The following is a 13,573-nucleotide window of genomic DNA, read 5'->3' on the forward strand; positions in this document are numbered from 1 at the left end:
CTGTTTTACAGAGAGAACGGGATAGACATCAGCGGGTTGATACATCATTCAGACCGTGGGGTTCAATACTGCTCAAACCAATACGTTGACACGTTAAAAGCACAACATATAAGCATAAGCATGACACAGTGTGGTGATCCTCTGCATAATGCATTGGCCGAGCGGATGAACAATACTATTAAGAACGGATGGCTCTTTGACTGCGGGAAGGAGACTTTTAACCAGGTGGAAGAACGTATTAAACAGGCTGTGTACACATATAATAATATCCGGCCACACCAAGCTTTGAAAATGCGCACACCAATGGAAATTATAAAGGAGGAGAAGGTATGAAAGTGCCCCGACTCAGGTTGTGCTCGTCGGGACGGGTGGTCACGCCCCTTGCCGCACGGCGATCCCCGACCAAGGATATTTCTTGGCAAACGAGATAATAACAAAAATCAGTTCAACAACATTGGAATAAATAGAATAATTAGCATTATATTTGGAAATCCAAATAGGACAACTACAGTAGGGCTAACAAACAGAAATGTAAACCTATTCAGGTATTGAAAATTGTTGAGTGAACGAATACAGTAATAACAATCGAAGTTGTCAACTAAATCCAGTACACATCAACATCCGGATGATTTCAGTAACAACATCCGGGTGTTCTGCATAAGAACATGGGGATGTTGTCAACCAAAACATGGGGATGTTTTACAACTAAGAATATAAACCTTGATGCAGTAACAATATACCTGCAAAATATGGAGAAGTAGCGTCTTCCATATATTACAAACATACTTATCAATACTCCGCTTTCCTTTCGAACTTCATCACCTGGCCTGATACCGGATGTATAAATTCTAAATATTCGGCATGCAGATAGAGCCGTTCTGCCCTTCTTCCATAAAGTTCGTCGCCTGCAATAGGGCAGTTCAATCCGAGGGGATGAGCGGCATGCACACGCAACTGATGTGTGCGTCCCGTCAATGGATAGAAAGCAATACGCGTCCGGTTCCCTTTTTTTTCAAGAACCTTATACCGGGTAATGGCAGGCTTGCCCGATTCTTCATGAACCACTTGCCGGGGCCTATCCAAAGGATCCGGACAAAGCGGTAGTTTTATCTCTCCTTCATCCTGCGCAGGCGTACCGTCCAACAAGGCAATATACCGTTTTTTCACCGTGCGGTTCTTAAACTGCGCCTGAAGATGCTGATGCACCTCTTTACTTTTGGCTATCAATAACAAACCGGATGTCGCCATATCCAACCGATGCACGATTATCGGCCCCGTAGCATCCGGATATAGCTCTTTCACTATACTATACACAGAACCGGCACTCCCCTTCCCCGGAACGGAAAGCATACCAGCCGGCTTATCGATCACCAACAACCAGTCATCTTCAAAAAGGACCTCCAGTTCCGTATCGTCACACGGACTTTTTGATAACGGATCGGGTTCCACATCCAGTCCTTTCAACATATGTTGCAGTATCGGTTCACACTTTCCTTTACAAGCAGGGTAGTAATAGCCGTGATGCCGAATCTCCGTTTTAGGCGAATTTCCCCACCAGAATTCGGCCATAGCAATCGGCTTCAATCCATGCATATAAGCATATTGCAACAACTTCGGAGCAGCACATTCGCCGGCTCCTGCAGGAGGAGTTTTCTGTACCGTCTGCTCGAAGATCACACATAAATCCTTCACCTCCCCAAGCCCGTTTCTCATCTTAAATTGTTCGAAAAGTCTTTGTTGTAATTCTGCCGAGCGCTTCTTTCTTTCTATCTTAAGCGATTCCATCTGCCTATCATATGCATCAACCTCTGTTTGCAAGACAGCCACTCTATTTTTCCAATACTTTTCCAGACGCTTTAATTCGGCTTTTTGGTATTGGCTCTCACGCACCATAGCAGCCTGCTCCTCCTCATCCGGGTGTTGCTTCCGACGCTGTGCACGTGCTTCTTTGGCAACCTTCAAAACAGATTTGGCTTTCTCCGTCTCCTGCCTGCCCGCATGTATCTCTTCCTCCAATCTCTGTTTCAAATCCAGATAATGCGGATGCTGCTCCAACTTTCTGATCCGGACATTAATGGCCGATATGTTTTCCTCTTCTATCTTAAAGAAGCCATCCGGCTGCAACAAGTCATATACAGGAGGAACAAAGAATGAATGCAGATTTCTACCGGCCAGATTACCGGAAAAAGCAGCCAAATAACCAATCTCGTCCTCTTTGGTCTGTACGACCAGTACACCGAACATCTTGCCCTCACGCAGTTCTTCCTGCCAGTCGTCCTGTGCCGCGATGTAAGCCTGTACCTCTTCGGCTGCCATGACGCACAAAGGATGGGGAGTATAATGAAAAGGATAAGTGAATTGTCCGGGCAAAGCGATGTGAACAATAGATCGGGCAAAATGATGCAACATATATTTTCAAACTATTTGAAACAGGATTGTCTTTGAACTCCTGATGGAGTTATTGCTTGCAAAATAAATTCTATTTGCCCAGTATTGCAAATATTACCAATGAAAGTTTGACCCGTTATCATAAAAAAACATCATTTTTCTGCATCTCTTTTTGAACAAAAAATCATCTGATGCGTTTATAATTATGCAAATCAGCCTGAAGCTCTTTATGCATATGCGAATACCCATAATGAAGCGACCGTATGCCTCCCCGGCATAAACAGGTAAGATTGCATAGTAGTTTTGTCGTGTTTTATTTTGTGTTTGTGTTGTGACGGTGCTGCGATGTGAATCGAAGTACCGTTTTTTTATATACATGTAAAGATTATCATTTTTAATCGAAGCGGATTTGCTATCAGAAAGTTTCTCCGTATCTTTGTCCTATCATGGCAGAAAGGAACGAATTACACCCCAAAAACAAGCATAACGGACAGTATGATTTCACCAAACTGACCGAAAATTATCCTCCGCTCAAAAAGTTTGTATCACTCAATCCATACGGTTCTCAAACGATTGATTTTTTTAATCCACAGGCAGTAAAGGCACTGAATAAAGCATTGCTGATCAGTTATTATGGCATTCGATATTGGGATATTCCGAAAAATTATCTGTGTCCGCCTATCCCGGGAAGGGCCGACTACATTCATTATATTGCCGAGTTGATCGGTACGGAAAATACGGCAACCGGAATATCCGGACGGAAATGTCTGGATATCGGCGTAGGAGCCAATTGCATTTACCCGATCATCGGGTGTACGGAGTACGGCTGGACTTTCGTGGGTTCGGACATCGACCCTGTTTCGATAGCAAATGCCAGAAAAATAGTAACCTGTAATCCGGTACTGGTGCATCGGATTGAACTGCGGCTTCAGAAAGACAGACGGAATATCTTTGAAGGAGTTATATTGCCCGACGATTTTTTCGATGTCACAATATGCAATCCTCCTTTTCACAGTTCAAAAGAGGAGGCGGAAAAGGGTACGTTACGCAAACTCAGCAGCCTGAAAGGAAAGAAGGTGTCGAAAGCTCAATTGAATTTCGGAGGGAATGCCAACGAATTATGGTGTGAAGGTGGAGAACTCCGGTTTTTGCTGAATATGATCACCGAAAGCCGGAAGTTCCGAAAAAACTGCAAATGGTTCACCAGCCTGGTATCTAAAGAGAAAAATCTGGATAAGCTATATGCCAAACTCAAATCAACCGGTGTTGCCGAATATCGAACGATACAAATGCAACAAGGCACAAAAAACAGCCGGATATTGGCTTGGCGGTTTTAGCCAACAAGCCCTTCTTTTTCAGAGCCGGATATCAATGACGACGCAACAGATGCAGAAATAAATGATTAATGTGCCCCACAACCGACTTCCCGACAACAATAAAAGTCACGGCAACCAGTATCATCAGTATTCCTAAGACAAGGCGGGGGGTAAGTCGTTCACCGAAAATCATCACACCGAAAAAGAGAGCGGTGACGGGTTCCAATGCTCCCAAAATGGCAGTAGGGGTAGAACCGATGCTATGTATCGAGATGGCCGTACAAATAAGTGAAATAACAGTAGGCAGAAAAGCCATTGCCAGTATATTGACCCATGCCGGAAAAGAAGGAACTGCCTGTAGATCGGTCATAAAATTCAGACGGACTACATAAATGGACAGCCCGAAAAGCAAGGCATAAAAAGTCAGTTTGGCTGTCGACATGGTTTTGAGTGTGGAATGGTTGACGCCGACAATATAGATGGCATAGGATAATGACGAAAGAATGACCAATAACATTCCTATCAGACTGAGCGTTTCTCCGCTATCCCCCTTATACAACATGCCGATACCCGAAAGTGCCATAAGAATACAAAATACGGTCAGCAATGATATCTTCTCATGAAAAAACAAAAACATAATGACCGCTACCATCACCGGATATACAAAAAGAATGGTAGATGCAATGCCCGCGTCCATATGCTTATAACTCATGAACAAAAGCAGTGAAGAAGCAGAAAAAAGCAATCCTCCTGCCAGTAGCGGAAGTACTTCGTTCTTTTTCAGAGCAAACGACTGCCCTTGTATTTTCATCAGAATACCTAAAATAAGCACAGCAAATGCATACCGGTAAAACAATACGGAATCCACACTCAATCCTTCTTTATACAAAGGAAGGGTAAACAACGGATTCATGCCATACGTGGCAGCAGCTACGGCTCCACATACAAATCCTTTCGCTTTATTGCTTATATTCATAACAAGGCTCTTAATTTCGGGGTGCAAATATACATCTTTTTAAAACAGGATGGTTATATTTGTATCTCCTAAAAAAATGAAAATTGAGCAAGAACCGTATAACCCGTGAAAAAAAGACAGTAGAACTGATGATCCGCCTCTACTGCCGTAAAAAAGAGAAAAACCAAACTCTCTGCCCGTCATGTGAAGAGCTGTTACATTATGCCCACGCACGACTGGACCGTTGCCCCTTCGGCGAAAAGAAAAGCTCCTGCAAGCAATGTACCGTACACTGTTACAAACCGGTCCTATGCAAGCAAATGCAAAAAGTGATGCGCTTTTCCGGCCCCCGTATGCTGATCTATGCCCCGTGGGCGGCAATAAGGCATCTGTTCGGCCTATAAAAGATATTAGCATACTTACATTATTGCTTTATAATAATTATCTTTGCGTAATTATCAAACAATAAAACCATGGTATATGCAAAAAGTGCTTCAGCCCTCTATTCTATGACACCCCAAAATAAAATATGTACCATTGAAATGGTTAAAGAAGCCGTATATCAAATTATCGACTCATTCAAATATACATATTCCGAGAAACTTATTAATAATTATCCATATGAGCCTGAAACATAAAGATTACAAAGAAGCCAACATCCGTTTTCTGGAAGAAAATCTGGAAAAGGAGGGGGTTATGGAACTACCCTGTGGCATACAGTACAAGATTCTGCTAAAAGGTACCGGACCGGTACCCACTGCCAAAAACACGGTAAAGGTACACTACCGGGGGACATTAATAGATGGCAAAGTATTCGATGATTCATTTGCACGCAAACGCCCGGAAATTTTTAAAGTGAAAGAGGTTATCGAAGGATGGCAGGAAGCACTGAAAGCCATGCCGGTAGGTTCACGCTGGATCGTTTATATTCCTTACGAATTGGGATACGGCACACGGGCTTGCGGAAATATCCCCGCCTACTCCACACTTATTTTTGAAATAGAACTGCAAGGTATAAAATAAAGTAAATCAACTACTCACCCATTTTTCGGAAGATTTAATTATCTTTGTCTCTGCCAATAAAAATACGAATCATATAAAAACAAATAATGAAGCGAGCAATCATCATAGGGGCTACTTCCGGAATAGGCAAAGAAGTTGCCAAAGGATTATTGTTGCAGGGATGGAAAATAGGAGTTGCCGGCAGGCGAAAAACCGCGTTAGACGCATTCCGTACGATTGCTCCTGACAATATAGAAGTGGAAACACTGGATGTGACACAGGAGGATGCTACGGAAAGACTACACAGCCTCATCAAGAAATTGGGTGGAATGGATCTGTTTCTCTTAAGCTCCGGTGTGGGACATCAGAATATGGAATTAAATGCAGATATCGAACTGAACACTGCACGTACCAATGTCGACGGATTCATACGAATGGTCACTGCCGCTTTTCAGTATTTCCGGCAACAAGGGAACGGACATCTGGCCGTTATCAGTTCCATTGCCGGTACCAAGGGCTTGGGTGTTGCTCCGGCATATTCGGCTACCAAACGGTTTCAAAACACCTATATCGATGCCCTCGAACAACTATCGAACATGCAAAAGTCAAACATCCGCTTCACGGATATCCGCCCGGGATTTGTATCAACTGAACTACTGAATGATGGAAAAAACTACCCGCTACTAATGAATGTAAATAAAGTAGGAATACACATTGTACGAGCCCTCAATCGCAAACAACGGGTAGTAACTATCGATTGGAGATATGCTGTCATCGTCTTTTTCTGGCGAATGATTCCACGTTGGTTATGGAAACGGCTACCTGTAAAAACAAACTGACTTAGCAAGATCGGATAACGCTCTTTTATAAGTAACCGCCATATTTGCCGGCAGTGCAAAAAAAAGCTTATCACAAAAAATAATAACTAAAAAACAAATGATGGAACAGAAATTTTGCCAAAGTTGCGGAATGCCATTGAGCGATGCGACTGTATTAGGGACAGAAACGAATGGTAGCAAAAATGAAGAGTATTGTTGTTATTGCTATGCCGACGGGCACTTTACAGTGGACTGCACGATGGATGAAATGATCGATCACTGTGCACAATTCGTGGATGAGTTCAATAAAGATTCCGAAATGAAAATGACAAAAGAAGAGGCTGTTGCCAACATGAAGCAGTTCTTCCCTCTATTGAAACGTTGGAAAAAAGCCTGAGTATTCCCGATAAGACAAGGTATATCCGGTATTCATACATAGCCGGATGCACATTTTGTGTCGTACACTAAAGTCGTACACTAAATATGTATCCGGCATATTATATCATATGAAGAAAAGGTAATGCTCCTTTTTCTTATTTCTCTGCTCCTTCCAATACTTCCGGATGGCGTTTCAACCATGCTATGGCATATGTACAGGTAGCTTTCGGCTTTAATCCGTTAGCCATTGCATAGTCATATGCCGCTTTTACCAGAGCGGCGGCTATCCCCTGCCCTTCAATGGGGCGTGGAACAATGGTGTGAATAATATCGAGACTTCCGTTAAGTAAACGATATTGAACAAAGGCCGTGCGGCCATCTACTTCCGTTTCAAACAGCTTCTGTTCGGGCTGATGTCTAATTTCATAATCCATAATCTATCAGTTTTTTTTAAATGTATCTTGTCTGATCTATCCACAACAACCGGTTCGTATCATATCCCCGGCGTAATGCGGCGGTCAGTAATAATCTTTTCACATCTTCAGGCAATTGGGGAGTCCGGCTCAATATCCACAAATACTTATCGGAGCTACTGCCTATCAGTGCATAATTGTATCCCTCCCGATCCAATTCGAGTATATAATAATCGGAATAAAACCAAAGGAAGAAAGAGACTTTCAGACGTCCCGGCCTGGCGGTATCGGGAATCTTTGCACGGCCCACAGCTCGCCGGAATTTACTCCTGCCATGTGTATCCCGTTTATATCCGGCATTCAATACACTGATACTACCGTCAGGAGAAAGCTTGTAAGTAGCCGTAACCCCGGACATTCCCCGTTCGAAACGATGATCGTAACGGGCTATCTCATACCAACGTCCCATATACCGGGACACATCAAGACGATCGATCGTACTACGGTCTACTCCTCTGAAAAGCTGTCCGACTGTATTATCGGTAAAATGAAATCCTGCTTCCTCCAATCGCCTCGGGCGTACATATTGTCCGGTAGTAAGGAAAGCGGCACCTTCGCCATACATGATCCGGAAGATAAACCGGGGGACAATAATCGTGCCCCAGGCATGATAGGCTTTTGCCAGTGCACGGGTAAAAGCAGCCTGCGTAATTTGCTGTGGAGCAACAAGATTGAAAACGCCTTGCAACGTATCATCTTCTATAAAAAGAGCCATCGCACGGCAAAGATCATCTATACTGATCCACGGAAAAGGTTGTGTGCCGGGACCGATAGCGGCGGCAAACTTCATGTTCAAGGGCCGGAGCATCTGTTCCATTGCTCCGCCGTCCGGAGAAAGTACAAGTCCGAAACGTGCTATGACCAAACGGGTCTGTGGCGGACAACGGCGGGCCTCCTTCTCCCAGGCATAGCAAAGATCGGGCAGAAAGCCTTCTCCGCGTGTATTGGTATATTCATCAAAAGTTCCCGCAGAAGGATAATATCCCACGGCAGAAGCCGATATCATCAATCGGGGTTTCTGACGGCCTGCTCCCAGAGCGCGAACAATACGCTGCGTTACCCGTATACGGCTATCATATAACTCATGTTTATATTCCGGCGTCCATCGCTTATTGACAGGAGCACCGGCCAGGTTGATAATGACATCACAATGCGACAATGCCTGTACCAGGTATCCAAGCATCCCTTCCCGGAACATAGGTCTCCCTAACGGAACGACCCGATGTCCCTGTTCAGTAAAAAATGCGGTGAGATGTCTGCCTATAAAGCCACTGGCTCCGGTAATTGCTATATTCATGTGACGTAAACTGTTGTTAATGTATAGTACAAAACGTATTAAAAGCACGAAAAGTTCTTTGAAGCTGCTAAAATGAGTTTATCTTTGCAGAGGAATGACTAACCCGTAACCCATAGCCATATGATTGAAGCGCCCGAAGCCTGCTGCCTGTCAGAACAACTGAACAGAACGGTCAGAGGAAAGAGAATTACCAACGTATTCGCACAGTATACCCCCCATAAATTCGCCTGGTTTTATGGTAATCCGAAAGAATACCCCGAACGGTTGACCGGAAAAACCATCGATAAGATAAATCCCTGCGGCGGTATGATTGAAATCGAAGCCGGTGATATGATGCTTATCCTTACCGATGGTATCAACCTGCGTTACTTTACTCCCAGTGAAAAATTACCGGCCAGGCATCAATTGCTTATCGGATTTGAGGATGAGAGTTGCCTTGTTGCTTCCGTACGGATGTATGGAGGTTTATGGTGTTTTCCGAAAGAAGGATTCAATGCGCCCATAGCGGCTTATTACGAGACAGCCAAGAATAAGCCGCAAGTAATGACGGATGAGTTCTGTGAGTCGTATTTCAGAAAATTAATTTATGCGGATGAAGCACAAAAGAAAACAACAAAAGCTTTTCTGGCAACCGAACAGACCATCCCGGGATTGGGTAACGGAGTGCTACAGGATATCCTGTACAATGCCCGCATTCATCCGAAAACGCGAATCCATTCCTTGTCTGCCGGACAAAAGGAGGAACTCTATCACCAGATAAAATCCACTCTTCAAGAGATGTATAACTTGGGAGGGCGCAGCACAGAGACCGATCTCTTTGGCAAAAGCGGAGGATATATACCGCATCTCTCTAAAAATACAGCCGGCACAATCTGTCCTCGTTGCGAAGATATGATAAAGAAAGAAAACTATCTGGGTGGCAGCATTTATTATTGTAGCGGTTGCCAACCGATTCAATAATGCGCACACCGCATTGAACAATGATTTTATAGAATGAAAGAAAAACGTATTACTCTAATTTTAAGTATTGCTCTGGCAGTCTGCGCCGGAGCCACCATCCCGACCCTTATCAGCAGTATTCCACCTGTCGAACCGTATTCGGTAAAATCTGAAGTGCCCTATTGTGTCACCCCGCCAAGTGTTCCCGAGCAGGCTACTTTTGACGGCGAAACCATTGACTTGCGCCGGTATGACCGCCGTGAACGGATGGACCGGGAAATGATGTCCTTCACCTATATGCACTCTACTACCATGTTGATGTTGAAACGTGCCAACCGGTATTTTCCTATCGTGGAACCGATACTGAAAGCCAATGGCATCCCTGATGACTTCAAGTATCTGATGGTTATCGAGAGTAGCCTTAATCCGATTGCCCGCTCTCCGGCCGGAGCTGCCGGACTATGGCAATTCATGCCGGCTACCGGACGTGAATTCGGTCTGGAAGTGAACGACAATATAGATGAACGCTACAACGTGGAAAAAGCAACTGTTGCCGCCTGCAAATATTTCAAACAGGCTTACGAAAAGTATGGTGACTGGATGGCTGTATCTGCCGCATACAACGCAGGACAAGGACGTATCACCGCACAACTGGATAAACAATTGGCCGACCATGTCATGGATCTTTGGCTGGTAGAAGAAACATCACGCTACATGTTCCGTCTGTTGGCTGCCAAAGAGATATTCAACAATCCGCAACGTTTCGGTTTCCTGTTGAAACGCGAGCACCTCTATCCCCCTATTCCCTATAAAAAAGTGACGATCACCACCGCCATCGAGAATCTGGATGAGTATGCCAAACAAAACGGCATCACTTATGCACAATTGCGTGACGCTAATCCATGGCTGCGCGAACACTCATTAAAAAACAAAACACGCCGTACATACGTTTTACACATACCTACCCGGGAAGGAATGAACTATAACCCCAAGAAAACGATTCCACATAACCCGAAGTGGGTAATTGATTAATAATGGCACATTATTCATTGGCACATTGGCTAATTATTTTATTATTATGAATTTAAGAGAGCACTTCAAACATTTTCTACATAACAAAGAGTTAAAACATAAACTCTACATTATTATTTTCGAATCGGATACTCCGGCAGGAAAGTTGTTCGATGTGGCTCTTATCATCTGTATCACATTAAGTATTCTGCTTGCCATTCTGGAGAGCCTGCAGGGGCTTCCGTCCTACCTGACGTTGCCATTCATCATACTTGAATACTTGTTTACAGCTTTCTTTACCTTTGAATATGTAACCCGTATTTATTGCTCTCCACAACCGAAGAAGTATATTTTCAGTTTTTTCGGTATCATTGATTTATTAGCCACACTGCCGTTGTATCTGGCTTTCTTTTTACCGGGAGCAAGATATCTGCTGGTGATCCGGGCGTTCCGTATCATCCGGGTTTTCCGTATATTCAAACTTTTCACTTTCTGGATGGAAGGTGAACGGTTGCTTACTTCACTAAAGGAAAGCAGCAAGAAAATAGCCGTCTTTTTCCTGTTTGTAGTGATACTCGTTGTTTCTATCGGTACCTTAATGTATATGATTGAAGGTACACAGCCCGGCACACAATTCAGCAACATACCCAACAGCATTTATTGGGCTATTGTCACCATGACAACAGTAGGTTATGGCGATATTACACCCGCAACGGCTTTAGGGAAATTCCTCTCTGCCTGTGTAATGCTAATGGGTTATACCATTATAGCAGTGCCCACAGGCATCGTATCCGTATCGATGATGAAAGAATATAAAAAGCTGAAAGATATGCAATGCCCTAATTGCCATAAAGCGGGACATGATGAGAACGCAGCGTACTGTAAATATTGTGGTTTTCCGTTACATAAAGATAGCTTACCCAAAGATAAAAAGTAAATGTTTCTTTATACTTTGTGTGTAACGTTATCGTATTTTTCAAAGATACCAATGGGTCCGTTTTTTATAACCGATAAACGAGCGGGCTGCTTTTCTGCGTTGCACTATTTTACGTTCTGCATACTCCACCAACCCAAAAAGAGAGCACCCCACCGCGTAACATAAAATATCTTTCCAATCAAAAGTAGCCCCCAGAACAATCCGCGCAAATCCGTTATTTGACAATTCTAACCTATCGGCCAACTGAAAATACTGAAGCAGCTCAATGAAACAAGCAAATACAAAGACATAAACGGGTAACCGCCGCAAAGAACGAAGTATGAAAATCCTGATAAAACAACAGATAAGTATCACTACCAATACATCTCCTATATAAGGACGGATAAATGCATCATGAATGTATACGCCGATAATAATTTCGATTATCAATATCACAAAAAAGCAGGAAGCATAGATTATTCTTTTTTTCATAAATAAATCAAGTTAGTTAATGACCATACGCTTTAAAGCACGTTTCAATGTAGCCGGAACAATGATGGAATGAAACGGACGAATAAAGAAAAAGTACGTCCGCCCCCAATTATTATGAAACTGCACTAAAGTGGAAACGGTGACCTCTTTTACATTCGCCTCCATAGGACGCACGATTGCAGAAACATAGAACTGCAAATGTTTATCATCCGCCGTAAATACCGCTTCCTCCCTTGTCATATCCGGATGAGCAATTGCGAAATCTGATATTATCTTATGATATTCTGCCACTTCAGAGCCTTTCCCGCCTTTCAGTCCGAATGGTTCCACAAGACAATTACGAAGTTTCATCAAAGCCTCCACCCATTGCGGATAATTTGTAAACATAGTAATGAGTACATCCGCCGGACGAATATCTCTTTCAGCCGTTATCCTACAACAAAAGGTATCGACAAAGTCAACAGGGTCTATACGAGACAGAACAGATGTACTTATCATATTCCCGGCTTTCCGGATTTGTAGTGATTCATTCATAATAAAACTCGATACTTTTATGGAAAAAGAATGGGAGATGAACGTTCTCTGGCGAAGATACGGAATTTAGGCATACATCGGTTATCAAATACTCCAAAATCTACTCTAAACAGTTCCTTTACAATAAAAAGATGCCCGAACTATAAAATATCCCTAAATGGTAGAAAGAATTGAATAACCTCACTTCTGCTTTTCGGTAAGGTATTTCCAGTACCTCACAGGCATGTCTTGCTTATGTTTTCTCGGATTGAGCCTTTCCTTGATTGTAATGGATTTAAAATAGGTCTTCCAAAGCTGTTGGAACAATTTTTCATCTTTATCCATCAAACTTTCATCAAGCATTCCGGTTATCAGATGCGAGGCGTTGCTGTCATCATCAAAAGTAACTTCTTCTACGGTTTTCAAGTCATAATAAAAACCATAACGGCGTTTCATATCATAAATCAACCATTTCTGATCGGCAAAGCGGTCTTTAAAATGTTCGATAGTCAAAGGTAATGCGTTATGCTGCGGTTCAAAGGCTGCAAAGAAAGTACCATCCGCCGCTTTCTGAAAACGGACAAACTGAAACATCCGCAACCGTTCCCAATCCACGCGTTTCCATATTTTAGAGAGTTCCAATACATCCGGATCACCGAAATTCGTTTCAATGGAACGGGGAGCATCGATGGCCTTACGAATATAACGAAACAGTAACATACCGACTTCCGGCAACTCGGAAAGCCAACACCAAGTAATGGCCGAAAGAGCGGAGGCCGAAAGTTTCTTCTGTAATCCGCGCCATACCCGTCCGGCCTTTTCTTCATCAGTGGTTACCGTAAAGAATTCATCGTAAAATAAAGGTAAAGCCTCCCCCTCCGATAATAGCATATCGGGAAAAGATTTGCGAAAGTAAGCATCAAAAACAGCCGTCAGCAAGCCTTCAAAGGTTTTATCATAAACAAATAGGACCATGGGATTTACGATTAGACGATTTACAATTAGACGATTGATATTACTTATGAATCTCTATATGACCTCAATCGTAAATCGTCAATCGTCTAATCGTAAATAT

Annotated in this window: 16 protein-coding genes and 1 pseudogene; 10 read left to right on the forward strand and 7 right to left on the reverse strand. The window is 43.2% G+C overall.

The features are described 5' to 3' along the window. A partial coding sequence (locus HMPREF1532_RS02990) for an integrase core domain-containing protein (protein WP_044097406.1) occupies positions 1-333 on the forward strand: 333 nt, incomplete at its 5' end. Positions 334-789: 456 nt separating this feature from the next. Here HMPREF1532_RS02990 and HMPREF1532_RS02995 read toward each other — a convergent pair. After that, on the reverse strand, positions 790-2,409 hold the full coding sequence (locus HMPREF1532_RS02995; protein ID WP_005924598.1) for an RluA family pseudouridine synthase: 1,620 nt from the start codon (positions 2,407-2,409) through the stop codon (positions 790-792). Positions 2,410-2,834: 425 nt separating this feature from the next. Here HMPREF1532_RS02995 and rlmF point away from each other — a divergent pair, with 425 nt between their 5' ends. Further along, positions 2,835-3,725: a 23S rRNA (adenine(1618)-N(6))-methyltransferase RlmF gene (gene rlmF / locus HMPREF1532_RS03000; protein WP_005924601.1), complete on the forward strand. Its 891-nt coding sequence runs from the start codon at positions 2,835-2,837 to the stop codon at positions 3,723-3,725. A gap of 31 nt (positions 3,726-3,756) precedes the next feature. Here rlmF and HMPREF1532_RS03005 read toward each other — a convergent pair whose 3' ends face one another. Next, on the reverse strand, positions 3,757-4,680 hold the full coding sequence (locus HMPREF1532_RS03005; RefSeq protein ID WP_005924604.1) for a DMT family transporter: 924 nt from the start codon (positions 4,678-4,680) through the stop codon (positions 3,757-3,759). Between the two features lie 83 nt (positions 4,681-4,763). Here HMPREF1532_RS03005 and HMPREF1532_RS03010 point away from each other — a divergent pair, with 83 nt between their 5' ends. The 5 genes and pseudogenes from HMPREF1532_RS03010 to HMPREF1532_RS03025 all read left to right on the forward strand — a co-directional run bounded on the left by HMPREF1532_RS03010 (position 4,764) and on the right by HMPREF1532_RS03025 (position 6,876). Then, positions 4,764-5,063: a nitrous oxide-stimulated promoter family protein gene (locus HMPREF1532_RS03010; protein WP_025820052.1), complete on the forward strand. Its 300-nt coding sequence runs from the start codon at positions 4,764-4,766 to the stop codon at positions 5,061-5,063. 70 nt (positions 5,064-5,133) lie between these two features. Next, a pseudogene (locus HMPREF1532_RS21955) lies at positions 5,134-5,264 on the forward strand (ATPase); the annotation flags it as partial. 16 nt (positions 5,265-5,280) lie between these two features. Then, a complete protein-coding gene (gene bamJ / locus HMPREF1532_RS03015; RefSeq protein ID WP_005924610.1) occupies positions 5,281-5,682 on the forward strand; it encodes a BamJ family beta-barrel-assembly machinery protein in 402 nt (133 codons plus the stop codon). A gap of 86 nt (positions 5,683-5,768) precedes the next feature. Then, entirely contained in the window at positions 5,769-6,500 is a 732-nt protein-coding gene (locus HMPREF1532_RS03020) for an SDR family NAD(P)-dependent oxidoreductase (RefSeq protein ID WP_005924613.1), read from the forward strand. A 100-nt stretch (positions 6,501-6,600) separates the two neighbouring features. Next, positions 6,601-6,876, forward strand: a complete 276-nt coding sequence (locus HMPREF1532_RS03025; protein ID WP_005924616.1) for a zinc ribbon domain-containing protein — start codon at positions 6,601-6,603, stop codon at positions 6,874-6,876. A gap of 136 nt (positions 6,877-7,012) precedes the next feature. Here the strand turns inward: HMPREF1532_RS03025 and HMPREF1532_RS03030 are convergent, their stop codons facing one another. Continuing rightward, a complete protein-coding gene (locus HMPREF1532_RS03030; protein ID WP_005924619.1) occupies positions 7,013-7,291 on the reverse strand; it encodes a GNAT family N-acetyltransferase in 279 nt (92 codons plus the stop codon). A gap of 16 nt (positions 7,292-7,307) precedes the next feature. Beyond that, positions 7,308-8,627: a TIGR01777 family oxidoreductase gene (locus tag HMPREF1532_RS03035; RefSeq protein WP_005924622.1), complete on the reverse strand. Its 1,320-nt coding sequence runs from the start codon at positions 8,625-8,627 to the stop codon at positions 7,308-7,310. 120 nt (positions 8,628-8,747) lie between these two features. On the opposite strand from HMPREF1532_RS03035, the gene HMPREF1532_RS03040 reads away from it, so the two are divergent. From HMPREF1532_RS03040 to HMPREF1532_RS03050, 3 genes are read left to right on the forward strand one after another with little or no spacing between them, the layout of a single operon-like run. Further along, the gene (locus HMPREF1532_RS03040; RefSeq protein ID WP_005924625.1) at positions 8,748-9,587 is read left to right on the forward strand and encodes a hypothetical protein; all 840 of its coding nucleotides are present in this window, start codon (positions 8,748-8,750) and stop codon (positions 9,585-9,587) included. 33 nt (positions 9,588-9,620) lie between these two features. Continuing rightward, positions 9,621-10,598, forward strand: a complete 978-nt coding sequence (locus HMPREF1532_RS03045) for a lytic transglycosylase domain-containing protein (protein WP_005924628.1) — start codon at positions 9,621-9,623, stop codon at positions 10,596-10,598. Between the two features lie 46 nt (positions 10,599-10,644). Next, on the forward strand, positions 10,645-11,514 hold the full coding sequence (locus HMPREF1532_RS03050) for an ion transporter (protein WP_005924631.1): 870 nt from the start codon (positions 10,645-10,647) through the stop codon (positions 11,512-11,514). Between the two features lie 39 nt (positions 11,515-11,553). On the opposite strand, the gene HMPREF1532_RS03055 is transcribed toward HMPREF1532_RS03050, so the two are convergent. The 3 genes from HMPREF1532_RS03055 to HMPREF1532_RS03065 all read right to left on the reverse strand — a co-directional run bounded on the left by HMPREF1532_RS03055 (position 11,554) and on the right by HMPREF1532_RS03065 (position 13,473). Further along, a complete protein-coding gene (locus HMPREF1532_RS03055) occupies positions 11,554-11,985 on the reverse strand; it encodes a ribosomal maturation YjgA family protein (RefSeq protein ID WP_005924634.1) in 432 nt (143 codons plus the stop codon). A 12-nt stretch (positions 11,986-11,997) separates the two neighbouring features. Continuing rightward, a complete protein-coding gene (locus HMPREF1532_RS03060; protein ID WP_005924637.1) occupies positions 11,998-12,519 on the reverse strand; it encodes a DUF2867 domain-containing protein in 522 nt (173 codons plus the stop codon). A gap of 180 nt (positions 12,520-12,699) precedes the next feature. Continuing rightward, positions 12,700-13,473, reverse strand: a complete 774-nt coding sequence (locus tag HMPREF1532_RS03065) for a TIGR03915 family putative DNA repair protein (RefSeq protein WP_005924640.1) — start codon at positions 13,471-13,473, stop codon at positions 12,700-12,702. Positions 13,474-13,573 lie beyond the last annotated feature (100 nt).

Origin of the sequence: Bacteroides salyersiae WAL 10018 = DSM 18765 = JCM 12988 (assembly GCF_000381365.1) — a bacterium.
In the GTDB taxonomy this organism is placed as follows: domain Bacteria; phylum Bacteroidota; class Bacteroidia; order Bacteroidales; family Bacteroidaceae; genus Bacteroides; species Bacteroides salyersiae.

Bases quoted from the DNA above. Each gene is read 5' to 3' on its own strand.
- HMPREF1532_RS03060 (WP_005924637.1), bottom strand. From the start codon at position 12,519: ATGAATGAATCACTACAAATCCGGAAAGCCGGGAATATGATAAGTACA.
- HMPREF1532_RS03065 (WP_005924640.1), bottom strand. From the start codon at position 13,473: ATGGTCCTATTTGTTTATGATAAAACCTTTGAAGGCTTGCTGACGGCT.
- HMPREF1532_RS03050 (WP_005924631.1), top strand. From the start codon at position 10,645: ATGAATTTAAGAGAGCACTTCAAACATTTTCTACATAACAAAGAGTTA.
- rlmF (WP_005924601.1), top strand. From the start codon at position 2,835: ATGGCAGAAAGGAACGAATTACACCCCAAAAACAAGCATAACGGACAG.
- HMPREF1532_RS03055 (WP_005924634.1), bottom strand. From the start codon at position 11,985: ATGAAAAAAAGAATAATCTATGCTTCCTGCTTTTTTGTGATATTGATA.
- HMPREF1532_RS03005 (WP_005924604.1), bottom strand. From the start codon at position 4,680: ATGAATATAAGCAATAAAGCGAAAGGATTTGTATGTGGAGCCGTAGCT.
- bamJ (WP_005924610.1), top strand. From the start codon at position 5,281: ATGAGCCTGAAACATAAAGATTACAAAGAAGCCAACATCCGTTTTCTG.
- HMPREF1532_RS03030 (WP_005924619.1), bottom strand. From the start codon at position 7,291: ATGGATTATGAAATTAGACATCAGCCCGAACAGAAGCTGTTTGAAACG.
- HMPREF1532_RS03045 (WP_005924628.1), top strand. From the start codon at position 9,621: ATGAAAGAAAAACGTATTACTCTAATTTTAAGTATTGCTCTGGCAGTC.
- HMPREF1532_RS03035 (WP_005924622.1), bottom strand. From the start codon at position 8,627: ATGAATATAGCAATTACCGGAGCCAGTGGCTTTATAGGCAGACATCTC.
- HMPREF1532_RS03040 (WP_005924625.1), top strand. From the start codon at position 8,748: ATGATTGAAGCGCCCGAAGCCTGCTGCCTGTCAGAACAACTGAACAGA.
- HMPREF1532_RS03020 (WP_005924613.1), top strand. From the start codon at position 5,769: ATGAAGCGAGCAATCATCATAGGGGCTACTTCCGGAATAGGCAAAGAA.
- HMPREF1532_RS02995 (WP_005924598.1), bottom strand. From the start codon at position 2,409: ATGTTGCATCATTTTGCCCGATCTATTGTTCACATCGCTTTGCCCGGA.
- HMPREF1532_RS03025 (WP_005924616.1), top strand. From the start codon at position 6,601: ATGGAACAGAAATTTTGCCAAAGTTGCGGAATGCCATTGAGCGATGCG.